Source organism: Rhodopseudomonas sp. (assembly GCF_013377015.1).
GTDB lineage: Bacteria > Pseudomonadota > Alphaproteobacteria > Rhizobiales > Xanthobacteraceae > JARJEH01.
In genome coordinates this window covers 897,691-919,581 of sequence record NZ_JACABA010000002.1, presented here as the reverse complement: position 1 = coordinate 919,581, position 21,891 = coordinate 897,691, and the positions used below count along the sequence as shown (strand labels likewise).

General features: G+C 64.1%; 23 protein-coding genes. 13 read left to right on the top strand and 10 right to left on the bottom strand.

The annotated features are described in order from the left end of the window. Positions 1 to 108: 108 nt before the first annotated feature. A complete protein-coding gene (gene dusA, locus HXX15_RS12760; protein WP_296516438.1) occupies positions 109 to 1,107 on the top strand; it encodes a tRNA dihydrouridine(20/20a) synthase DusA in 999 nt (332 codons plus the stop codon). Between the two features lie 16 nt (positions 1,108 to 1,123). Here the strand turns inward: dusA and HXX15_RS12755 are convergent, their stop codons facing one another. The 3 genes from HXX15_RS12755 to HXX15_RS12745 are packed head-to-tail and all read right to left on the bottom strand — an operon-like array spanning position 1,124 to position 3,511. Then, positions 1,124 to 1,636 carry a TIGR02281 family clan AA aspartic protease gene (locus tag HXX15_RS12755; RefSeq protein WP_296516437.1) on the bottom strand — a complete coding sequence of 171 codons (513 nt, stop codon included), beginning with the start codon at positions 1,634 to 1,636 and terminating at the stop codon, positions 1,124 to 1,126. 10 nt (positions 1,637 to 1,646) lie between these two features. Next, positions 1,647 to 1,871 carry a DUF1289 domain-containing protein gene (locus HXX15_RS12750; protein ID WP_296516436.1) on the bottom strand — a complete coding sequence of 75 codons (225 nt, stop codon included), beginning with the start codon at positions 1,869 to 1,871 and terminating at the stop codon, positions 1,647 to 1,649. A gap of 44 nt (positions 1,872 to 1,915) precedes the next feature. Further along, positions 1,916 to 3,511, bottom strand: coding sequence for an ATP-binding protein (locus HXX15_RS12745; RefSeq protein WP_296516435.1), 1,596 nt, complete (start codon positions 3,509 to 3,511; stop codon positions 1,916 to 1,918). A gap of 245 nt (positions 3,512 to 3,756) precedes the next feature. Here HXX15_RS12745 and HXX15_RS12740 point away from each other — a divergent pair, with 245 nt between their 5' ends. The 3 genes from HXX15_RS12740 to HXX15_RS12735 are packed head-to-tail and all read left to right on the top strand — an operon-like array spanning position 3,757 to position 4,495. Beyond that, on the top strand, positions 3,757 to 4,056 hold the full coding sequence (locus tag HXX15_RS12740) for a type II toxin-antitoxin system RelE/ParE family toxin (protein ID WP_366558581.1): 300 nt from the start codon (positions 3,757 to 3,759) through the stop codon (positions 4,054 to 4,056). Further along, entirely contained in the window at positions 3,996 to 4,124 is a 129-nt protein-coding gene (locus HXX15_RS23180) for a hypothetical protein (RefSeq protein ID WP_366558591.1), read from the top strand. Before HXX15_RS12740 ends, HXX15_RS23180 begins: the two co-directional genes overlap by 61 nt. Beyond that, positions 4,121 to 4,495: an XRE family transcriptional regulator gene (locus HXX15_RS12735; RefSeq protein ID WP_296516434.1), complete on the top strand. Its 375-nt coding sequence runs from the start codon at positions 4,121 to 4,123 to the stop codon at positions 4,493 to 4,495. The genes HXX15_RS23180 and HXX15_RS12735 overlap by 4 nt, the downstream gene beginning before the upstream one ends. Positions 4,496 to 4,504: 9 nt before the next feature. Here the strand turns inward: HXX15_RS12735 and HXX15_RS12730 are convergent, their stop codons facing one another. Beyond that, the gene (locus tag HXX15_RS12730) at positions 4,505 to 5,374 is read right to left on the bottom strand and encodes an NAD(P)-dependent oxidoreductase (RefSeq protein ID WP_296516433.1); all 870 of its coding nucleotides are present in this window, start codon (positions 5,372 to 5,374) and stop codon (positions 4,505 to 4,507) included. Positions 5,375 to 5,657: 283 nt separating this feature from the next. On the opposite strand from HXX15_RS12730, the gene HXX15_RS12725 reads away from it, so the two are divergent. The 3 genes from HXX15_RS12725 to HXX15_RS12715 all read left to right on the top strand — a co-directional run bounded on the left by HXX15_RS12725 (position 5,658) and on the right by HXX15_RS12715 (position 8,589). Continuing rightward, complete coding sequence (locus HXX15_RS12725) at positions 5,658 to 6,041, top strand: VOC family protein (RefSeq protein ID WP_296516432.1); 384 nt, start codon at positions 5,658 to 5,660, stop codon at positions 6,039 to 6,041. A 102-nt stretch (positions 6,042 to 6,143) separates the two neighbouring features. Then, complete coding sequence (gene apbC / locus HXX15_RS12720; RefSeq protein WP_296516431.1) at positions 6,144 to 7,277, top strand: iron-sulfur cluster carrier protein ApbC; 1,134 nt, start codon at positions 6,144 to 6,146, stop codon at positions 7,275 to 7,277. Positions 7,278 to 7,500: 223 nt separating this feature from the next. Beyond that, complete coding sequence (locus tag HXX15_RS12715; protein WP_296516430.1) at positions 7,501 to 8,589, top strand: TRAP transporter substrate-binding protein; 1,089 nt, start codon at positions 7,501 to 7,503, stop codon at positions 8,587 to 8,589. 245 nt (positions 8,590 to 8,834) lie between these two features. Here HXX15_RS12715 and HXX15_RS12710 read toward each other — a convergent pair whose 3' ends face one another. The 5 genes from HXX15_RS12710 to HXX15_RS12690 form a co-directional block, all read right to left on the bottom strand. After that, complete coding sequence (locus HXX15_RS12710) at positions 8,835 to 10,673, bottom strand: TRAP transporter large permease subunit (protein WP_296516429.1); 1,839 nt, start codon at positions 10,671 to 10,673, stop codon at positions 8,835 to 8,837. 37 nt (positions 10,674 to 10,710) lie between these two features. Then, positions 10,711 to 11,307 (bottom strand): TRAP transporter small permease subunit, encoded by a 597-nt coding sequence (locus tag HXX15_RS12705; RefSeq protein WP_296516428.1) that lies wholly within the window; start codon positions 11,305 to 11,307, stop codon positions 10,711 to 10,713. A gap of 206 nt (positions 11,308 to 11,513) precedes the next feature. Further along, positions 11,514 to 12,548, bottom strand: coding sequence for a GTP 3',8-cyclase MoaA (gene moaA / locus HXX15_RS12700; RefSeq protein WP_296516427.1), 1,035 nt, complete (start codon positions 12,546 to 12,548; stop codon positions 11,514 to 11,516). A 106-nt stretch (positions 12,549 to 12,654) separates the two neighbouring features. Beyond that, a complete protein-coding gene (locus HXX15_RS12695; protein ID WP_296516426.1) occupies positions 12,655 to 13,113 on the bottom strand; it encodes a hypothetical protein in 459 nt (152 codons plus the stop codon). Between the two features lie 167 nt (positions 13,114 to 13,280). Beyond that, entirely contained in the window at positions 13,281 to 13,958 is a 678-nt protein-coding gene (locus tag HXX15_RS12690; protein WP_296516425.1) for an HAD-IA family hydrolase, read from the bottom strand. Positions 13,959 to 14,108: 150 nt separating this feature from the next. Between HXX15_RS12690 and rpiA the strand changes: the two genes are divergently transcribed. From rpiA to gor, 3 genes are read left to right on the top strand one after another with little or no spacing between them, the layout of a single operon-like run. Then, the gene (rpiA, locus tag HXX15_RS12685; protein WP_296516424.1) at positions 14,109 to 14,807 is read left to right on the top strand and encodes a ribose-5-phosphate isomerase RpiA; all 699 of its coding nucleotides are present in this window, start codon (positions 14,109 to 14,111) and stop codon (positions 14,805 to 14,807) included. 23 nt (positions 14,808 to 14,830) lie between these two features. After that, positions 14,831 to 15,337 carry a DUF2059 domain-containing protein gene (locus HXX15_RS12680; RefSeq protein ID WP_296516423.1) on the top strand — a complete coding sequence of 169 codons (507 nt, stop codon included), beginning with the start codon at positions 14,831 to 14,833 and terminating at the stop codon, positions 15,335 to 15,337. A gap of 18 nt (positions 15,338 to 15,355) precedes the next feature. Next, entirely contained in the window at positions 15,356 to 16,741 is a 1,386-nt protein-coding gene (gor, locus tag HXX15_RS12675) for a glutathione-disulfide reductase (protein WP_296516422.1), read from the top strand. A 208-nt stretch (positions 16,742 to 16,949) separates the two neighbouring features. Here gor and HXX15_RS12670 read toward each other — a convergent pair whose 3' ends face one another. Then, positions 16,950 to 17,855: an alpha/beta fold hydrolase gene (locus HXX15_RS12670; protein ID WP_296516421.1), complete on the bottom strand. Its 906-nt coding sequence runs from the start codon at positions 17,853 to 17,855 to the stop codon at positions 16,950 to 16,952. 170 nt (positions 17,856 to 18,025) lie between these two features. Between HXX15_RS12670 and HXX15_RS12665 the strand changes: the two genes are divergently transcribed. The 3 genes from HXX15_RS12665 (at position 18,026) to HXX15_RS12655 (ending at position 21,816) form a co-directional block, all read left to right on the top strand. After that, positions 18,026 to 19,414: a class II 3-deoxy-7-phosphoheptulonate synthase gene (locus tag HXX15_RS12665; RefSeq protein ID WP_296516420.1), complete on the top strand. Its 1,389-nt coding sequence runs from the start codon at positions 18,026 to 18,028 to the stop codon at positions 19,412 to 19,414. Positions 19,415 to 19,476: 62 nt separating this feature from the next. Beyond that, the gene (locus HXX15_RS12660; RefSeq protein ID WP_296516419.1) at positions 19,477 to 19,830 is read left to right on the top strand and encodes a diacylglycerol kinase; all 354 of its coding nucleotides are present in this window, start codon (positions 19,477 to 19,479) and stop codon (positions 19,828 to 19,830) included. A 234-nt stretch (positions 19,831 to 20,064) separates the two neighbouring features. After that, entirely contained in the window at positions 20,065 to 21,816 is a 1,752-nt protein-coding gene (locus HXX15_RS12655) for an NAD+ synthase (RefSeq protein ID WP_296516418.1), read from the top strand. The last annotated feature ends 75 nt before the right edge of the window (positions 21,817 to 21,891 follow it).

Sequence of the window (21,891 nt, the reverse complement as noted above, 5' to 3'; positions counted from 1 at the left end):
TGTGCGCTCCGTGTGCACTGAGGCGTCGAAAAACCGGAAAAAACGTCGCGTCATGGCGTAGAATGGAGTGCACACGACGCGACCTAACGAGTTGAATGTACTCGAAAAATGCAGATAAATCAATTACATAGATTTGCCATTGCGCCTATGATGGACTGGACCGACCGTCATTGTCGGGTGTTCCACCGTCTGTTGACGCGTCGCGCTCGGCTGTACAGCGAGATGGTGGCGACGGGCGCGGCGATCCACGGCGACCGCCAGCGTCTGCTTGGCTTCGACGACTCCGAACATCCGGTGGCGCTGCAGCTTGGCGGTTCCGATCCGCGCGATCTCGCCACCAGCGCGCGGATCGGCGAGGATTTCGGCTATGACGAAATCAATCTCAACGTCGGCTGTCCGTCCGATCGGGTGCAGGATGGCCGGTTCGGCGCCTGTCTGATGGCGGAGCCGGCGCTGGTCGCCGCATGCGTCGGGGCGATGAAGCGCGCGGTGAAAATTCCGGTGACGATCAAATGCCGGATCGGGATCGACGATCAGGACCCGGAGGTCGCGTTATTTGCGATGGCGCGCGCGGTGGTGGCCGCCGGTGCCGACGCACTGATCGTGCACGCCCGCAAGGCCTGGCTGCAGGGTCTGTCGCCGAAGCAGAATCGCGACGTGCCGCCGCTGGACTACGCGCTGGTATATCGGCTGAAGGCGTCGCTGCCCGATGTCCCGATCAGCATCAATGGCGGCATTGCGGGGATCGACGAGGCGTTGCCGCATCTCGATCACGTCGATGGCGTGATGCTGGGGCGGGCGGCCTATCAGGAGCCATGGCGGCTGCTCGCGGTCGATCCAAAACTGTTCGGCGAGGCGCCGCCGCATGCCACCATGAAGGATGCGCTGGAGGCGATGACGCCCTATATCGCCGAGCAGCTTGCGCAAGGCACACGGCTGCATGCGATCACCCGGCATTTCGTCGGCGCGTTCCACGGCGTGCCGGGCGCGCGGGCGTTCCGCCGCCATCTCGCGGAGAACGCCACCAAGCCCGGCGCCGATGTAAGCGTGCTGCGCGATGCGATTGCGCTGGTCGATCAGAACGCGACGGCGTTCGAGGCCGCCTGAGCGGCGCCGTCGCCCTCTACGGGTAGCCGTGCAACCTCAGCTGGTCAGCACGGACTTCCCAGCTCTCCAGCCGATCCAGAAAACTCATGCCGAGCAGATTGGTTTTCATCTGGCCGCGCGGCACCACCAGTGCCGGCACCGAGCGCTCGACCAGCTTGCCGATCGCCAGGCTGTCGAGCGACAGCTTGGCGGCGCGGGTGTGACCGCCCGCGGTCTCGACATCGACATTGAAGTTCAGCAATTCCAGCGGCAGCCCCGCGGCCATCGCGGTTTCATAGGTCAGCACCACCGAGGTCGCGCCGGTGTCGATCACCATCGGCGCGCTGACGCCGTTGACCTTGGCTTGCAAGGCGAATTCGCCGCCGCGTCCGCGTGCGATCTGCACCGACCGGGTCGGTCCGGCGCTCTGCTTGCGCAACATGCTCGAAACCGCCTGGCTCGCATGCGAGATCCGCTCCGGATCGCCATAGGCAACCACTGCACCCGCGGTCGCCACCAGCAACAACGCTATCAGCAGAACGCGGCTCACGCTGCACCTGTCACGGGTTGTTCTCCGCGGCGCGCGGTCGGCCCGGCGGACTGAGCCCCGCATCCGCCATCCGCGCCGGCAGCAGCGCCATGATCGACAGACGGCCGGCGCGATCGAGCCGGTGCCAGCGCGCGATCTCCGGCAGCGTGCGTCCGCAGCCGAGACAGAGGCCGCTTTCGGGATCGATCATGCAGACGGCGATGCATGGAGTTTCCGTTGGGGTTTCAATTCTCATGGCCAACAGTGATGGGCATTCGGCTTCTTTCGCAAGCATCGGCGTCACAGCCCGGTGCCGGCATTCATGATCGGCTTGTTGCGCGGCCGGTTCTTTTCGTCGATGTCGAGATGTCCGGGTTGCAGCGGCGGCGCCTCGTCGGCCATCGGTGCCAGCGCCGACATCACCCGTTCCGGCGGGAAGGTGATGATGACCTCGGTGCCGATCCGCAGCTTCGATTTCAGCGTGAAGGTGCCACCGTGCATGTCGATCAGACTCTTGGCGATCGGCAGGCCAAGGCCGGCGCCCTGTTCGGCGGATTTGATCGAATTGGAGCCCTGGCCGAACGACGCCAGCACGATCGGAATTTCATCCTCGGCGATGCCGGAGCCGGTGTCCTTGACGCTGAGATACTGGCCGCCGGACGCGGTCCAGCCGACCTTCAGCCAGATCTCGCCGCCCTGCGGCGTGAACTTGATCGCGTTCGACAACAGGTTGAGCACGATTTGCCGCGCGGCGCGCTCGTCGGCCCAGACCCGCGGCATGCCCTGCTCGAACACTTCGTGGATAGTGATGCCGCGGCTGGAGGCCCTCAGTTTCAACAGATGATGACAGTCGGCGACGACGTGGACCAGCGAGATCGCTTCCTCGTTGAGCTCGTAGCGCCCGGCCTCGATCCGCGACAGATCGAGGATCTCGTTGATCAGGTTCAAGAGATGAACGCCCGAATTGTGAATATCGGCTGAGTAGTCCTTGTACACCGGCACGGCGTGAGCGCCGAAGATCTCGCTCTTCATCACTTCTGAAAAGCCCAGGATGGCGTTGAGCGGCGTGCGCAACTCGTGGCTCATCTGCGCCAGGAATCGCGATTTCGCCACATTGGCGGCCTCGGCGCGATGCCGCGCCTCGTCGGAAATCGCCTTGGCCTGTTCGAGCTCGCCGATCAGCGCGTCCTTCTCGGCGCGCGCCTCCAGCGTCGCCAGCGTGGTTGAGTGCAGCCGGTGCGCGAGCAGCGCGAAATAGCCTTCCGCGGCGACCGTGAGCAGCGCCAGCACGTAGTTGTCAAAGGTGCCGGTGAGAATGAAGTCGAGCGCGATCGCCGTTGTCACCGGCGCGGTCGCCGCCAAGGCTGCGATCGGCAGGCTTGCCGCCAGCATGCTGGAGACCGCGACTACCAGCAGCATCAGGAACATCATGAAGGTGTTGGAAACGACGTCGGCGCCGGCCGGGTGAATCAGCAGCGTCGTCCAGGCCAGGCCGTAGAGCAGATCCAGCAGCACGAACCGCGATCGCCATTTGCGGGTCCGCGCCGGCGAGGGCGCCTCGTTCAGAAATCGGTTGCAGTTGCGGATCACCACGGTGTGGATGCAGAGCATGCCGACGGTCCACGCCGCGGCCGAAATCGGGTTCTTCCAGATCCCGAACAACAGCCCGGTCGCCACCACCAGCAGCATGACGACGTAAGACGCCGACAGCCTTGTCTGGGCGTATTGCCGAACCAGTTCGTGATCGAACGCCGGACGGGTGCCGCTGGTCGAGGTCAGCCGGTCGCGCGCCTCGCGGACCCGCTGCGACGCTGCACGCCGATTGCGCGCCGGCACCGCGACCGTGCTGTCAGCCGGAAGCTGGAAAACTTCAGGCCTTTCGGCGGGGTTACTCATCAACCAACACAAATCCTGCGCGGAACCGCGCGCGTTTTAGCTGTTCTATCTCTGGCTCCAAATCCTTAAGAGCAGCCTTAAAGGGAAAGATAATCAGGTTAACAACAAGCTAACGGAGTCGGCCGCCGGCCCCACCGGGCGAAACTCTCCCCGGGTTGCCGCGGACGCGGGGTGGGGAGGCGAGGAACTTTCCGGAGACCCGCCATACCTTGTAATGAATATACCCTTTGATATATATTGCGTTGATGGGTTGGCGGGTCGAATTTCATCCGGCGTTCCTTGAGGAGTTTGTCGAACTGTCGGACGCCGTCCAGGACGAACTGGGCGCGATGGTGGAATTGCTGCAACTTGTCGGGCCGCAATTGAAACGCCCGCGGTCGGACACGTTGAACGGCTCCAAGCATGCCAACATGAAGGAATTGGCTTCGATGCCGATCGCGGTGTCTGGCGCGTCGCCTACGCTTTCGATCCAGCCCGCAAGGCGATCCTGCTGGTCGCCGGCGACAAGTCCGGCGGCTCGGAACGACGATTCTACAAAGCCCTGATCGAGAAGGCGGATCAGCGATTCTCGCAGCAGCTAGCAGAACTGAACAAGGCCCGGAGGGCAACATGACCGACCAATATCGAACGGTGCCGACATCCGAGGTGTTCGACAAATTCCCGGCCGCCCGGCGCGCCAGGATCAAGAAGCGTGCTGCGGTCCTGATCGCCGAGGAACTCGGCCTGCAGGAGTTGCGGCAATCCAGAAAGCTGACGCAGGAACAGGTCGCAAAGCGCGTCGGCGGCAAACAGGTCTACGTCTCTCGCCTGGAAAAGCGCGGTGACATGAAGGTCTCGACGCTGCGCGACTATGTGAAAGCGATCGGCGGCCGCCTCGATCTGGTCGTGACCTTTCCGGAAGGCCCAAGCGTCCGGCTCAAGGACGCCCGGGAAAGTCCATTGCGGCGCCGCAAGGTCGCTAAGCCCTCGGGCAGGGACGGCTAATCGGTTCGCTCAGCGCTCCAGCCGGGCCAGCAGGCTCGACGTATCCCAGCGGCGGCCGCCGATCTTTTCGACTTCGGAGTAGAACGCATCGACCAAAGCCGTGACCGGAAGGCTGGCGCCATTGCGGCGGGATTCGGCGAGGCAGATCGCCAGATCCTTGCGCATCCACTCGACCGCGAAGCCGAAATCGAACTTGCCGTCGTTCATGGTTTTGTAACGATTTTCCATTTGCCACGATTGTGCGGCGCCCTTGGAGATCACTTCGATCACCGCGTTGACATCGAGGCCGGCCTTCTTGGCGAAGTGAATGCCCTCCGACAGCGCCTCGACCAGTCCGGCGATGCAGATTTGATTCACCATCTTGGTGAGCTGGCCGGAGCCCGCGGGGCCGAGCAGCTTGCACATCTTGGCGTAGGCCGCGATCACCGGCTCGGCGGTGGCGTAGGCGTCCGCGCTGCCACCGCACATCACCGTCAGCGCGCCGTTTTCGGCGCCGGCCTGACCGCCCGACACCGGGGCGTCGATGAATTTGAATCCGGCCTTGGTCGCTGCGGCGTCGAGTTCGCGGGCGACTTCGGCCGAGGCGGTGGTGTGGTCGATGAAGATCGCGCCGGCCTTCATGCCGGCAAAGGCGCCGTCGGCGCCGATCGTCACCGCGCGCAGATCGTCGTCATTGCCGACACAGGCCATCACGAAATCCTGACCGGCCGCGGCTTCCTTTGGCGTCGGCGCGGTGCGCCCGCCGAATTTGTCCGCCCAGTCCTTCGCCTTGGCCGACGTCCGATTGTACACCGTGACCTCGTGGCCGCCCTTCTTGACCAGATGTCCTGCCATCGGAAATCCCATGACGCCGAGACCGAGAAAAGCGACTTTGGCCATGACTGGAACCTTCAGGTTTTTCGGCGCCCGTCGGGGCCGATCGGTGTGTTGGGGGGTGGATCAACGGAGCCGTCGGGAACGGCGCCCAGCAAGATGAAGTTGCAGCATAAACGTCGCGCGATGATGGGCAAAGCCCTTCGAGGCCGAGGATTTGAGTTGCTCGGCTTTTGGCCTATAGAAGATTGAACGTGGCCGCGCGGCCCGGCGATTTCGTCAGCCGCAAGATCGCGGTTCTTGCATTGCACAAATTGTGCTGCAGCGAAGTGCAAAAAGGTGCCCCGGCATGAGCGTAGGTCTGCTCGATCATTTCAACATTCGGACCGGCAGATTGGCCGATACGGTCCGGTTCTATGAGGACGTCCTCGGCCTGACGAACGGCGATCGTCCCAACTTCGACTTTCCCGGCGCCTGGCTGTACAGCGAGGGCAAGCCGGTGGTGCATCTGGTCGATATCTCCTCGACCGCGGAACCGCAGAAGCCGGATTCCGGCGTGGTCCATCATGTCGCATTTGCCAGCCGCGATTTCGCCGGCATGAAGCAGCGGTTGCGCGACAAGGCGGTGCAGTTCGATACAAGGACGGTGCCGGGCGGCGCGGTCTGGCAGATCTTCGTCCGCGATCCCAACGGCGTGATGATCGAGCTGAACTACGAAGTCGCGAACGAGTAGGGCTGACGGCTCGCCGGATGGCCGGCCCGGTTCCAATTCCTGTCTTGAATCCATCGCCCTCATATGATCGGTCTCGGCTGGGCCGGGCCGCAGGAGATTTCATTGAGCGTCACACAGCAGCAAGTTCTCGATCGTCTGGCGCAGGTGATGTCGCCGCGCGGCGTCGCCCTGACCAAGTCCGATGTGCTGTCGGAGATCGCCGTCAACAACGGCAAGGTGTATTTCTCGATCAATGTTGACGCCGCGGAGGCGCGGGCCTGGGAAAGCGTCCGTGCTGCGGCGGAAACCGCCGTGCGCGGCATTCCGAGCGTCACCGGCGCGATCATCGCGCTGACCGCAGAGCGCCGGCCCGGCGCTGCCGCGGCACCGCAACCGCACCGGCATGATCATGGCGTGGCGCCGGCCTCGGCGCACAAACCGTCGGCGGGACCTGGGCCGTCGTCGCCGATGTCCAAACAGGCCGAGATCCCCGGCGTCGCCGCGATCATCGCGGTGGCGTCCGGCAAGGGCGGCGTCGGCAAGTCCACCACCGCGCTGAATCTGGCGCTGGGCCTGCGCGACCTCGGCCTGCGTGTCGGGCTGCTGGACGCCGACATTTACGGACCGTCGGTGCCGCGGCTCACCGGCATTCACGAAAAGCCGCAGCTCGACGATAGCCGCAAGATGATTCCGATTCAGCGGTTCGGACTTTCGATCATGTCGATCGGCTTCCTGGTCGAAGAGGAAACCGCGATGATCTGGCGCGGGCCGATGGTGATGTCGGCGATCACCCAGATGCTGCGCGACGTGGCATGGGGCACGCTCGACGTGCTGGTGGTCGACATGCCGCCCGGCACCGGCGACGCCCAGCTGACGCTGGCGCAGAACGTTCCGCTGAAGGGCGCGGTGATCGTTTCCACGCCGCAGGACCTGGCGCTGATCGACGCTAGGCGCGGGCTGGCGATGTTCAACAAGGTCAACGTGCCGGTGCTCGGCATCGTCGAGAACATGAGCTATTTCCAATGTCCTGAATGCGGCACGCGGTCCGACATCTTCGGGCATGGCGGCGCCCGGCACGAGGCGGAGCGGCTTGGTGTGCCGTTCCTGGGCGAGATCCCGCTGCACATGTCGATTCGCGCTACCTCGGATGCCGGAACTCCGGTGGTGGCGAGCGAGCCGGATGGGCCGCATGCGGCGATCTACCGCGACATCGCCGCCAAGGTGAGGGATCAGCTGACAATCACCGCCGCGGTCTGACTCGATATCGCAGTGCACACTTCTCGGATTTCGTGACGGTCGCGGCTGCTGTATTCGACTTTCGTTCAATGTTGGCAAACAAGAGCGTTGCCGCGTTTTCCGCGGGCGTACATCCGTGTTACAGACCCTCACGCCAAAGCCTTCTAGGGAAAGGCGAACCGCGCTCGTCGATCGAAAACGCGCCATGAAATTCCGGGAAAATCCGGCAACAAGGAGATGCCTTATGAAACGTCGTGACTTTTTGAAAGTATCAGCAACCGGCGCCGCGGTGGCCGCGGTTGCTTCGCCGGCGATCGCGCAGTCCTCCCCCGAGGTGAAGTGGCGGTTGGCGTCGAGCTTCCCGAAGTCGCTCGACACCATCTATGGCGGCGGCGAATATCTGGCGAAGCAAGTCGCTGAAATGACCGACAACAAGTTTCAGATCCAGGTGTTCGCGGCGGGCGAAATCGTTCCCGCCTTGCAGGTGCTCGACGCCACCTCGAACGGCACGGTCGAGATGAGCCATACCGTTTCGTATTATTACGTCGGCAAGGATCCGACTTTCGCGATCTTCGCCTCGGTGCCGTTCGGCCTCAACGCCCGGCAGCAGAACTCCTGGCTGTATCAGGGCGGCGGCAACGAACTCGCCAACGAGTTCTACAAGAAATACTCAGTGGTCGGCTTCCCCTGCGGCAACACCGGCACCCAGATGGGCGGCTGGTTCCGCAAGGAGATCAAGACCGTCGCCGACCTGTCGGGTCTGAAGTTTCGGATCGGCGGCATCGCCGGGCAGGTGCTGCAGAAGGTTGGCGTGGTGCCGCAGCAGATCGCCGGCGGCGACATCTATCCCTCGCTGGAAAAGGGCACGATCGACGCAGCCGAGTGGGTCGGCCCCTATGACGACGAGAAACTTGGCTTCCAGAAGGTCGCGAAGTACTACTACTATCCGGGTTTCTGGGAAGGCGGCCCGACCGTGCATGCCTTTGCCAATCTCGAGAAGTTCAACGCGCTGCCGAAGAACTACCAGTCGGTTCTGACCAACGCGGCGCAGGCCACCAACTCCTGGATGGCCGCGCGCTACGACATGCTGAATCCGACGGCGCTGAAGCGGCTGGTCGCCGGCGGCACCCAGTTGCGTCCTTTCTCCAACGAAGTGCTGGATGCCTGCCTGAAGGCGACCAACGAATTGTGGGGCGAAATCTCCGCCAAGAACGCCGACTTCAAGAAGGTCATCGATGCGATGCAGGCCTACCGCTCTGACCAGTATCTGTGGTGGCAGGTCGCCGAATACACCTACGACAGCTTCATGATCCGTTCGCGTACCCGCGGCTGATCGCAGCTTTCTCGGTCACGCACGAAAGAGCCCGGTCCTCGCAAGAGGGCCGGGCTTTTTCGTTTGCGGTTACTTTGCGCAAGACAAGCGCACCGTCATTCCGGGGCGCGAGCAGCGACAGCTGCGAGCGAACCCGGAATCTCGCGACAGGCAGGGGCGTGGAGCAAGATTCCGGGTTCACGCGCGGCTCACGCCGCTCGTGCCCCGGAATGACAAATCATGTCGTCAATCCGCGGCGGCGCCCGCTACTTCGAGGGGCCGAAATCCAGCGGCGGCTGTTCCATCTGCGGAATATTGAACTCGATCTTGCTGGGATCGACGGTCGAGGCCGCGCCCTTGTAGTGCATCACCATCGCCGGGAAGGTGATCACCAGTCCGACCATGATCACCTGGATGATCACGAACGGCACCGAGCCCCAATAGATCTGGCCAGTCGTCACCGGCTCCATGCGTTTGCCGGTGAGTCGGTCGAGATAGGATTCCTTCGGCGCGACCGAGCGTAGATAAAACAATGCGAAGCCGAACGGCGGGTGCATGAACGAGGTCTGCATGTTGACGCCGAGCATGACCCCGAACCAGATCAGATCGATGCCGAGCTTTTCGGCGGCGGGGCCGAGCAGCGGAATCACGATGAAGGCGAGTTCGAAGAAGTCGAGGAAGAACGCCAGCACGAACACGAAGGCGTTGACGAAGATCAGGAAGCCGATCTGGCCGCCGGGCAGGCCGACCAGCAGTTCCTCGACCCAGCGATGGCCGTCGACGCCGTAGAAGGTCAGCGAGAACACGCGCGCGCCGACCAGAATGAACACCACGAAGGCCGAGAGTTTCGCGGTCGCCTCGGTGGCCTGCCGGGTCAGGTCGAAGGTCAAACGGCCTTTCATCATCGCCAGGATTATCGCGCCGGCCGCACCCATCGCGCCGCCTTCGGTCGGGGTGGCGACGCCGATGAAGATCGTACCTAGCACCAGGAAGATCAGACCGAGCGGCGGCACCATCACGAACACCACCTGCTGGGCCAGCTTCGACAGCAGTTTCAACCCCAGCACGCGATTGATCACGGCCAGCACGAACGACAACCCGACCGTCATCGACATCGTCAGCACCACGTAATCGGCGCCCGACTTCACGTCGGTAAAGCTCATCGCAACCATGCCGATCGCGGTCGACGCCACGATCACCAGGAACAACGAAATCGTCATGGTCCGGATGATGCCGATGAACGGCCGGAACAGCACGGCCAGCAGGATGACGAACCAGAAGCCCTGCATCACCAGTCTGCCGAGCCCGATTTTGTCGAACGCCGGCATGGTCCAGTCGAACAGCCCGACATGCACGACGAAGAAATACGCGGTCGCGGCGGCCGAAATTGCCGCCAATGGCAGCGTCAGCGGATGCTTGGCGGTCTCGACCTCGCGCAGCGTCTGCGCTTCCAGCGGCAGTCCGGGCACCGCCTTCGGCGCGACGACGGAGACGATGAAGATATAGACCGCGTACAGCAGCGCCAGCACGATGCCGGGAATGAACGCGCCTTCGTACATGTCGCCGACCGAGCGGCCGAGCTGGTCGGCCATCACGATCAGCACCAGCGACGGCGGGATGATCTGCGCCAGCGTGCCGGAAGCCGCGATCACGCCGGTGGCGACGCGGCGGTCGTAGCCGTAGCGCAGCATGATCGGCAGCGAGATCAGGCCCATCGAGATCACCGAGGCCGCGACCACGCCGGTAGTCGCCGCCAGCAGCGCGCCGACGAACACCACCGCATAGGCGATGCCGCCGCGGATTGAGCCGAATAGCTGCCCGATGGTTTCCAGCAGATCCTCGGCCATGCCGGATCGCTCCAGCACCAGCCCCATGAAGGTGAAGAACGGAATCGCCAGCAGGGTGTCGTTGTTCATCACCCCGTAGACGCGCTCGGGCAGCGCCTGCAGGAAGTCCGGACGGAACAGCCCAAGCTCGATGCCGATGAACGCATAAATCAGGCCGTTAGCGGCCAGCGAGAACGCCACCGGATAGCCGAGGAGCAGGAACAGCACCAATGACGCGAACATGATCGGCGCCATGTAGTGAATGAACAACGCGGTCATTCAGATTTTTCCCTCAACACAACGACCACGATGAAATTCACGGCTTGTCGCCCGCGATGTGCATGACCAGCCGTTCGGCCTCAAGCTCGGCGGCGCGCTGCGCGCTGATCACGGTGGCGTTGGAGTCCGGAATGATGCCCATCATCATAGCCGCGCGCTTGATGATCTCGGAGAAGCCCTGAACCATCAGCAGCACGCAGGCGATCATGATCAGCGATTTGGCCGGCCATTGCGGCAGCCCGCCGGCGCTGAAGGATTGCTCGTTCTGGTGCAGCGAGGTCAGGAAGAACGGGATCGACCACCACAGCATCACGATGGTGAACGGCAGCAGGAAGAACAGGTGCCCGATCATGTCGATCCAGCCGCGCAGGCGCAGCGGCAGGGTGTGGTTGATGATGTCGATCCGGATGTGTTCGTTGCTCAGCAGGGTCCAGGGCGAGCACAGCAGGAACACGACGCTGAACAGCACCCATTGCAGTTCGAGAAAGGAATTCGACGACATGTCGAGCGCTTTTCGAATGATGGCGTTGGCGGCGGAAATTACCACCGCAAGTACGATCAGCCATGACAGCCAGCGGCCGATCACGGTGTTGAACGCATCGATCTTCCGGCTCAGTCCCAGCAGCGCCCGCAACGGTGATCTCCCCCTCAGTCGCTTCGCCCTTCGATGCTGAGGTAGCAACGGCTTTTCAAGCCGAGGGTATGCGAAGCGTCGGCACCATTTCAGCGCGCGGCGACGCCGTCAATTGGAAAATGGACAATTTGATGCAGGGTCAAGCCGTTATGTGCGGCAGAAGGCGGCCGGAACGGCGCCGACGAGGATGCGCCGGCCAACACGGATCAACCGCCGGTGACGCTCATGTGCCGGCTGACGCTGGGCCGATCGTGGCGTCGGTCGATGATGAAGTCGTGGCCCTTGGGCTTCAGCCCGATCGCGCGGTCGATCGCCTCGCCGAGCAGCTGATCGTCGGCCGACGCGCGAAGCGGCTTGCGCAGGTCCGATGCGTCCTCGTGGCCGAGGCAGGTGTGCAGCGTTCCGGTGCAGGTGATGCGCACGCGATTGCAGGATTCGCAAAAATTATGCGTCATCGGGGTGATGAAGCCGAGCTTGCCGCCGGTTTCGCCGACCGCCACGTAGCGCGCGGGGCCGCCGGTGTCATCGGCGAGGTCGGTCAGCGTGTATTGCTTGGCGAGCCGCGCGCGGACCAGCGACAGCGGCACGTATTGATCGATCCGCCCTTCGCCGATTTCGCCGAGCGGCATCACCTCGATCAGCGTCAGCCCCATGCCGAGGCCGTGCGCCCATTCCATCAGCGCCGGAATTTCATCCTCGTTGGAATTCTTCAGCGCGACCGCGTTGATCTTGACGGCGAGGCCGGCGGCGCGCGCCGCCGCGATTCCGGCCAGCACCTTGTCGAGGTCGCCCCAGCGGGTGATGGCGCGGAATTTCGCCGGATCCAGCGTATCCAGCGACACGTTGATCCGGCGCACGCCGCAATCCGCCAGTTCGGCGGCGAAGCGCTCCAACTGCGAACCGTTGGTTGTCAGTGTCAGTTCATTCAACGCACCGGTCGTGAGATGCCGGGACAGCGAGCGCACCAGCGACATCATGTTGCGCCGGACCAGCGGTTCGCCGCCGGTGAGGCGCAGCTTTCGCACGCCCTTGGCGATGAAGGCCGAGCACAGGCGGTCGAGCTCTTCCAGCGTCAGCAGATCGGCGCGCGGTAGAAAGGTCATGTCTTCCGACATGCAGTACACACAGCGGAAATCGCAGCGGTCGGTGATCGAGACCCGCAGATAGCTGATGGTCCGGCCGAACGGGTCGGTCATCGCACCGGAACCATCGCCCGAAGGATTCAACGAAGTCTTGATCATCCGACGTGCCGTGTTGTCGACGCCGCCGTGGCGGCAGCAGGCTCGTCAGTACTTACGCACGAAGTCGGCCGGATACAATCGCGGGTTTTGCTGCGTTGCGGCGCTGTCAGCGGGCAGGGGCCGCGCTCGGCGCGGGAAACGGCGAACTTGCAGCCGGAGCGGCGTCCGGCGCGACCGCCGCCGGCTTCGGCTTCTTCGGCTTGCGGATCGTCGCGACCGGCCGCTTCCGCACCGGCGCGACCGGCTGCAACTGCGCCACCACCGGATTGGGATCGACGGTCGTGGTCGGCGAGGTGAAGATGTCGCCCGGCTTGGTCACCACCTGCACCGGGACCGTCATGGTCTGATACCTGTTCAGTGTGTAGGTCACGCTGAAATTATCTGGCGGCACCGATATGGAGCAGGGCGTCTTGCATCCCGGTCCGGTGGAGGTGCTGGCATTGGCGCCGGGCGGAACCGAGTCGAGCTGCACGGTGACGGGCGGCGGGGCTGACTTGAAGACGTCCATGGACGAGCAGCCGGCCAGACCGAGACCTGCCACGGCGATTACGACGACACGACGCATGCTGAAAATCCGCCACTGTGGTGCGGCTAACCGCCACACGCCTCTGGGCGACAATAGGAGCGTCCAAATCGGCTTGCAACCGTGCGCAGCATAATCGTTAATTGATGGTTAATGCGACTTTCGGACCAAAGCATTTTTTCCTGACAATTCAGGGTATTATGCTGAGGTTAGCGCGATGGCAGCAGCCGCGCGACGGCGTTTGGAAGTTCCCGCATATGCCCGATCAGCAGGTCCGGATTGAGCTCGGCGATCGGCGTTTCGGTATAGCCGAATTCAACCCCGATCACCGGAATCCCGGCGCGACGGGCGACCCCGACATCCGGACCGGCATCGCCCACCATGACGGCACTGGCGAGCACCCCGCCGGCCTTGGCAACGGTCTGGCGCAGGATCGTCGGGTCGGGCTTGGCCACGCCGAACGTGTCGGCGCCGCAGATCGCGGCGAAACGGGAACTCAGATCGAGCCGGTCGAGCAGCAGTTTCGACAGCCATTCCAGCTTGTTGGTGCAGACCGCGAAGCGATAACCGAGGCCGGACAGTTCATCCAGCGTGGCTTCGAGGCCGTCGAACGGCCGCGATTCATCGGCGATGTGGTCGGCGTAATAGGCGATGAAATCGTCGGTCAGCCGCGCCATGTCGGGCGGGCTGAAGGTGCGGCCGTCGAGCTCCAGACCGCGTTCGAGCAGCCGCTTGGCGCCCTGACCGATCATGTTGCGCGCGGCCGCGATCGGCACCGAGGGCATGCCTTCGCGGTTGAGGATGTGGTTCAGCGCGTTGATCAGGTCGGGGGCGGTGTCGACCAGCGTGCCGTCCAGATCGAATACGACGATGCGAGATGATGTCATCGTCAATCGCTAGCGTCCCTCGCGCGATCGCGCAACCGGGTCAAGCGGCCGAATTGGACAATCCGCCCTGTTCGCCGCCGGCAAACGTCGCTAGATAGGCCGTGCCGTTCGGGCGGCTTGATCGGTCCGACAGCTGGGGTGAGGCGTTCGATGACCATGGACGAACTAAAGAGGAAGGCCGCGGCTTGTGCGCTGGAGCACGTCCGCGACGGCATGAAGCTCGGCCTCGGCACCGGCTCGACCGCCAAGCATTTCGTCGAACTGCTCGGCGAGCGGGTGCGCGGCGGCCTCACGGTCGTCGGCGTGCCGACCTCCGAAGTCACCCGCGCCGACGCGCAGCGCTGCGGTATTCCGCTGACCACGCTGGATGAGATCGACCGGCTCGACCTGACCGTCGACGGTGCCGACGAAATCGATCCCGCGCTCAACCTGATCAAGGGCGGCGGCGGCGCGCTGCTGCGCGAGAAGATCGTCGCGGCGGCGTCGGATCGCATGATCGTGATCGCCGATGAATCGAAATGGGTCGATACGCTGGGGCGCTTTCCGTTGCCGATCGAGGTGATTCCGTTCGGTCTGTCGGCGACGCGGCGGGCGCTCGAACACGCGTTCGCGGAAGTCGGCGCCTCGGGGCCGATCAAGCTGCGGAATGGCAAGGACGGCCATGCTTTCGTCACCGATGGCGGCCACTGGATCGTGGATGCCGATCTCGGGCGAATCCCCGATGCCCCGCGCCTGGCAGGGTTATTGTCCGTGATACCGGGCGTTGTCGATCATGGGCTGTTCATCGGAATGGCCAGCTTGGCGATGCTTGCGGGCCCGAATGGAATTCGAACTGTTGAACGGCCCTAGCGCCGCAATCCTGGAGAATCGGAATGAACTATCTTTTGAACGTATTGTTTGCCGCCGCAATCGCACTCGGCATGGCGTTTTCGGGCAGCCAGGCGCAGGCGCAGGCGACCCCGACCCCGGGAGGGATCGCCGCCGCCAAGGAGCTGATGGCCTTGAAGAAGGCGAGCGTGATCTATGCCAATGCCGTCCCCGGCATGATCCAGCGCGTCAAGGACTCGCTGCTGCAGAACAACCTGAACTATCAGAAGGACCTCAACGAGGTGGCGCTGGTGCTTGCCAAGAAGCTGGCCGGGCGTGAAAATGAAATCGGCGACCAGATGGCGAAGATTTACGCCAGCGATTTCACCGAACAGGAACTGAAGGATCTTGTGGTGTTCTACAAATCGCCGCTCGGTCAGAAACTGCTGACCCAGGAGCCGGCTGCGATCTCCGCCAGCATGAGCTTCATGAGCGGCTGGGCCCAGAAGTTCTCCGAGGAGGTCAACGGCGAGTTCCGCGGCGAGATGCGCAAGCGCGGCAAGGAAATCTGATCACAACAAGAGGCTGACATGGCCGAATTCGACGCGGATCTGTTCGTCATTGGCGGTGGTTCGGGCGGCGTGCGCGCTGCCCGGATCGCCGCAGGGCACGGCGCCCGCGTCGTCGTCGCCGAGGAATACAGGTTCGGCGGGACCTGCGTCATCCGCGGCTGCGTGCCGAAGAAGCTGATGGTCTATGCTTCCCATGTCCATCAAGAGATCCGCGACGCGGCGGGATTCGGCTGGACGATTCCCTCCGCGACCTTCGATTGGCCGACGCTGATCGCCAACAAGGACAAGGAGATCGCGCGACTCGAAGCGATCTACACGTCGAATGTGGAGAAGTCGGGCGCGCGCATCGTCAAGTCGCGCGCGGTGTTCGAGGATCCCCACACCCTGCGCCTGAGCAATGGCGAAGCGGTGCGTGCCAAATACGTGTTGATTGCCACCGGTGGCGCCCCCAATCACGGCAAGGCGATTCCCGGCATCGAGCACGTGATTTCGTCGAACGAGGTGTTTCATCTCCCGGCGCTGCCGAAGCGGATCTTGATCCAGGGCGGCGGCTATATCGCGCTGGAGTTCGCCTGCATCTTCGCCGGGCTCGGCAGTGACGTCACGGTGGTGTATCGCGGCGAAAACATCTTGCGCGGCTTCGACGAGGACGTCCGTCACCATGTGCGGACCGAGATGGAGAAGGAAGGCATCACCATCCTGACCGGCTGCACCGTCGCGGCGATCGACAAGCACGGCTCCGAATACACCTCGCATCTGTCGAATGGTTCGAGCGTGGCGTCGGATCAGATGATGTTCGCGATCGGCCGTCATCCCAGCGTCGCCAATCTCGGGCTCGAGAAGGCCGGCGTCGCGATCAATCCGGACAATGGCGGGATCGCCGTCGACGAATTCTGCCAGACCTCGGTGCCGCATATCTACGCGATCGGCGACGTCACCCATCGCATCAATTTGACTCCGGTGGCGATCCGCGAGGGACACGCCTTCGCCGACACCGTGTTCGGCAAGCGTCCGGTCAAGGTCGATTACAGCGATATTCCGACCGCGGTGTTTTCCCAGCCGGAAGTCGGAACGGTGGGGCTGACCGAGTCCCAGGCGCGGGCGCGCTACACCCATGTCGATATCTACAAGAGCGATTTCAGGCCGATCAAGGCGACGTTGTCGGGCAGCCAGGGCCGGATTCTGATGAAGCTGATCGTGGACGCCTCGACCGATCGCGTGCTCGGCTGCCACATCGTCGGCCCCGAGGCCGCCGAACTGATCCAGGTGATCGGCATCGCGGTGAAGATGAAAGCCACCAAGGCCGATTTCGACGCCACCATGGCGCTGCATCCGACCGCCGCCGAAGAGCTGGTGACGATGCGGACGCCGACCGCACGCCACGTCCGCGAAGCCGCGGAATAACCGCGCGCACAGCGTCTCCATCTGTAATCTGAACATGCCCCGAGCGCTGACTCACCTCTCCCATAGGGAGAGGTTGGCGCGTAGCGCCGGGTGAGGGGTTGCGACCGATCGGGAGTCCTCAACCCCTCACCCGGATTGCTGCGCAATCCGACCTCTCCCTATGGGAGAGGTGGGCGAAACGCCGGCTCATGCAGGTGAAGCGAAAAGCTCAGTCCGTGTCCTGCAGCCATTCCGCCGCGGCGAGCCACAACGTGTCGCGATGCTCGGGGCGGAAGAAACCGAAATGTCCGATCTTCTTGACGCCGACTTCCGCCGGCGTGACGGTCACGATCTCGGGCTTGATCGACGTGAAACCGGAGCACAGCAGCTCCACCGCGGGCAGCGTCGCCCACGGGTCGTCGGACAGGCAGATCGAGCGCAGCGCGCCCTGGTAGTTGGCAAAATTAGCCAGCGGGACGATCAACGACTTGTCGTCGAACAGATAGCGTTCGCTCATCACCCACTTGACCCATTGCAGGAACACGCCCTTCGGCAGGTCCTCGCCCAATCCGGTGCGGCGACCGGAGGAGTAGCCCATCAGATGGGTGAGCGGCACGCCGACCAGATTCAGCAGCAGATAGATGCGGTATCGCTCCGGCGCGGCGATCAGCTTCCAGTAAGCGGCTTGCGCCGCGACGAATAGCGCGCGCGAGACTTCGGAATTGTTGGGCAGCAGGCCCAGCGCCTGACCGCCGAACGAATGGCCGACATAGGCGAGCGGCAGCGTGTCGTAGCGTTCGCGCATCCAGGCCACCGCGGCGGTGACGTCATGCATGGCCCAGTCCGACATCGACGCCTCGAAGCCGACCAGCGATTTTGGCTGGTTGTAGCCGGTCATCGACTTCCGCCGGGAATCGCCGGTGCCGCGATAATCATAGGTCAGCACCGCGCAGCCGCGGCGGGCGAGGTAGCTGGCGAAGCCCCGGTAGATCTTGCGCGGTGTCGCGGTGGCGGAATTGATCAGGACCGCATTGCGTTTGGCGCTTCGCGGCAAGAACAGCGTTGCCGCCAGCACATAACCATCGGTGGCGGGAAAAGTGATGTCGTCGATAAAGACGTCGTCCAGCGTAGCCATCGTGCAGCCGATTCCTCTTCCCCCGACCGCCAACAAAGGCGAATTCGACTTTGACGGCAAGGGGTTGTATCCGAAGGTCGAATTCCAACTGGCGGTCGGCAACCAGCCTGTGTATAAGGCGCCCTCCGCCGCTTCCGATAAGTGGCGGTTTTTCCTGAGGAGTTTGTTCCATGTCCGAACGGTGGACACCCGATAGCTGGCGCAGCAAGCCGGTTCAGCAAATGCCGGTCTACCCGGACGCAAAAGCATTGGCTGAAGTCGAGGCGCAGCTGGCGACGTTTCCGCCGCTGGTTTTTGCAGGTGAGGCGCGCAACCTGAAGAAGGCGCTGGCCCGGGTTTGCGCGGGAGAGGCGTTCCTGCTGCAGGGCGGCGACTGCGCCGAGAGCTTCGCCGAACACGGCGCCAACAATATTCGCGATCTGTTCCGTGTGTTCCTGCAGATGGCGATCGTGCTGACCTATGCGGGCGCCTCGCCGGTGGTGAAGGTCGGCCGCATCGCCGGCCAGTTCGCCAAGCCGCGTTCGTCGGACACCGAGAAGCGCGATGGCGTCGAGCTGCCGAGCTATCGCGGCGACATCATCAACGACATCGCCTTCACCGAGGAAGCGCGTCGGCCGGATCCGCGTCGCCAGGTCGAAGCCTACCGCCAGTCGGCGGCGACGCTGAACCTGCTGCGCGCCTTCGCCAAGGGCGGCTACGCCAGCGTCGAGAACGTGCATCAGTGGATGCTGCAGTCGGTCTCGGGCTCGCCGCAGTCGAAGGCCTATGCCGACCTCGCTGATCGGGTCTCCGGGGCGCTGGATTTCATGCGCGCCTGCGGCCTGACCTTCGCGGTCGACTCCACGCTCGGCACCACCGATTTCTACACCAGCCACGAGGCGCTGCTGCTCGGCTACGAGCAGGCCTTCACCCGGGTCGATTCCACCACCGGCGACTGGTACGCGACCTCCGGCCACATGCTGTGGATCGGCGACCGCACAAGGCAGCTCGACCACGCCCATGTCGAGTATTTCCGCGGCATCAAAAATCCGATCGGGCTGAAATGCGGCCCGTCGCTGAAGCCGGACGAATTGCTGAAGCTGATCGACGTGCTCAATCCCGCCAACGAGCCCGGGCGGCTGACGCTGATCACCCGGTTCGGCTCCGACAAGGTCGGCGACAGCCTGCCGCCGATCGTCCGCGCGGTGCAGCGCGAGGGCCGCGCCGTGGTGTGGTCGTGCGATCCGATGCACGGCAACACCATCACCTCGTCGAGCGGCTACAAGACCCGGCCGTTCGACCGCATCCTGTCGGAGGTGAAGTCGTTCTTCACCGTCCACGCCGCGGAAGGCACCCATGCGGGCGGCGTGCATCTGGAGATGACCGGGCAGGACGTCACTGAATGCATCGGCGGCGCCCGCGCCATCACCGACGAGGACCTCAACAACCGCTACCACACGGTGTGCGATCCGCGCCTCAATGCCGAACAGTCGATCGACATGGCGTTCCTGATCGCCGAGCAGCTGAAGCAGGGACGGGTCGGCAAGGCCAGCCCGCTGCCGGCTGCGGCGGGCCTGTAGCGCATGATCCCGAAAAGTGGCGACCGGTTTTCGGACCAGATCATGCGCGGAATGACACGATAGTGCTCAGGTTCTGGCGGGCGACGATCAATTCCCGCAACGGCCTCGCCTTTGCGATCCGCTCGGAACAGGCGATCCGCGAGGAGCTGATCGCGCTGGCGCTGGCGTTGCCGCTGGCCTGGCTGGTCGGCGTCTCGATGATGCGCCGGCTCGAACTGATCGCCGTGGTGGTGCTGGTGCTGGTGGTCGAACTCCTGAACACCGCGATCGAAAAACTCGCCGACCGCCTGACCACCGAACAGGACCCGCAGATCGGCCGGGTCAAGGACATGGGCTCGGCCGCGGTCGGCGTCGCCCTGGCGATGGCCGGGCTGTTCTGGCTGTTCGCCGTCGCCGAGCGCATCGGGCTTCTCTAGTTATCAGCGCTGCTGTTCTGCCACCTCTCCCCACCGGGGAGAGGTCGCCCGGCGAAGCCGGGCGGGTGAGGGGGCGCGGCATATCGAGAGTCCGTACCCCCTCACCCCGACCCTCTCCCCATGGGAGAGGGAGCGCGCTGCCGGCGTGACAACGCATCGTTTCACCGCGCCAGCGGTCGAGGCGAAACGCGCCCGCCGATTGCGAAGCCGGTCGCCGGCGGCTACATCTGGGCCATGACCGACACCCGTTTCACCATCACGCTGGCCCAGCTCAATCCGACGGTCGGCGACATCGCCGGCAACGCCGCGATGGCGCGCGTCGCGCGGGCGCAGGCGGCGCGCGATGCCGCCGACCTGATCGTGTTTCCCGAATTGTTCATCGCCGGCTATCCGCCCGAGGATCTGGTGCTGAAGCCGTCGTTCCAGGCGGCCTGCCGCGCCGCGATCGAGCAACTGGCGCGCGACACCGCCGACGATGGTCCGGCGGTGCTGATCGGCACGCCCTGGGTCGATGCCGGCAAGCTCTACAATGCCTGCCTGCTGCTCGACGGCGGCCGGATCGCGGCGATCCGCTACAAGGTCAACCTTCCCAACTACGGCGTGTTCGACGAGAAGCGCGTGTTCGCCCGCGGCCCGGTGTCCGGTCCGATGACGATCCGCGGCGTCCGCATCGGCGTGCCGATCTGCGAGGACACCTGGCTCGAGGAATCCGAGGACTACGAGAACGTGGTCGAGTGCCTGGCCGAGACCGGCGCCGAATTCCTGATCGTGCCGAACGGCTCGCCCTATGCGCGCGGCAAGACCGATCTGCGGCTGTCGGTGTCGGTGGCGCGGGTCACCGAAAGCGACCTGCCGCTGCTCTATCTCAACCAGGTCGGCGGCCAGGACGAACTGGTGTTCGACGGCGCCTCCTTCGTGCTCAACGCCGATCGCACGCTCGGCGCCCAGCTGCCGGCGTTCGCCGAAAGCGTCACCACGCTGCAACTGATCAAGAGCGCCGCCGGCTGGCGCTGCGACGGGCCGATCGCACAGGTGCTCGACGGCGACGCGGGCGACTACGCCGCCTGCGTGCTGGGCTTGCGCGACTACGTGCAGAAGAACGGCTTCCCCGGCGTGCTGATGGGCGTGTCGGGCGGCATCGATTCGGCGCTGTGCGCGGCGATCGCGGTGGATGCGCTGGGTGCCGAGCGGGTGCGCGGCGTGATGCTGCCGTTCCGCTTCACCGCGCAGGTCTCGCTCGACGACGCCGCCGATCTCGCCACGCGGCTCGGCATTCGCTACGAGGTGCTGCCGATCGCCGCGGCCGTCAACGGCTTCGAGGAGATCCTCGCCGGCACCTTCAAGGGCCTGCCGCGCGATATCACCGAGGAAAATCTGCAGGCCCGCACCCGCGGCACGCTGTTGATGGCGATCTCCAACAAGACCGGCGCCATGGTGGTGACCACCGGCAACAAGTCGGAAATGTCGGTCGGCTACGCCACGCTCTATGGCGACATGAATGGCGGCTTCAACCCGATCAAGGACATCTACAAGACCGAGGTGTTCCGGCTCTGCACCCTGCGCAACGCCTGGAAGCCCGACGGCGCGCTGGGGCCTGCGGGCGAAGTGATTCCGGTCAACATCATCACCAGGCCGCCGACCGCGGAGCTGCGCGAAAACCAGACCGACCAGGATTCGCTGCCGCCCTATGACGTGCTCGACGCCATCCTGGAACGCTTGGTCGAGCGCGAGGAGCCGCTTTCGAAAATCTTCGAGGCCGGGTTCGATCGCGACACCGTGGTGCGGATCGAGCGGCTGCTCAACATCGCCGAATACAAGCGCCGCCAGGCCGCGCCCGGCGTGAAAGTGACGCGGAAGAATTTCGGCCGCGACCGCCGCTATCCGATCACCAACAAGTTTCGCGATCCCGGCAAAGAGCTGCCCGCGCCCGACGACCCGCTCGTGACCCGCGCCAGCCGCGCCTCGAGCGACGCGTTCGAGGGGTAGGGGCGGGCGATGCGTTAGTTCCTCATGGTGAGGAGCATCGCGTGAGCGATGCGTCTCGAACCATGAGGCCTCATC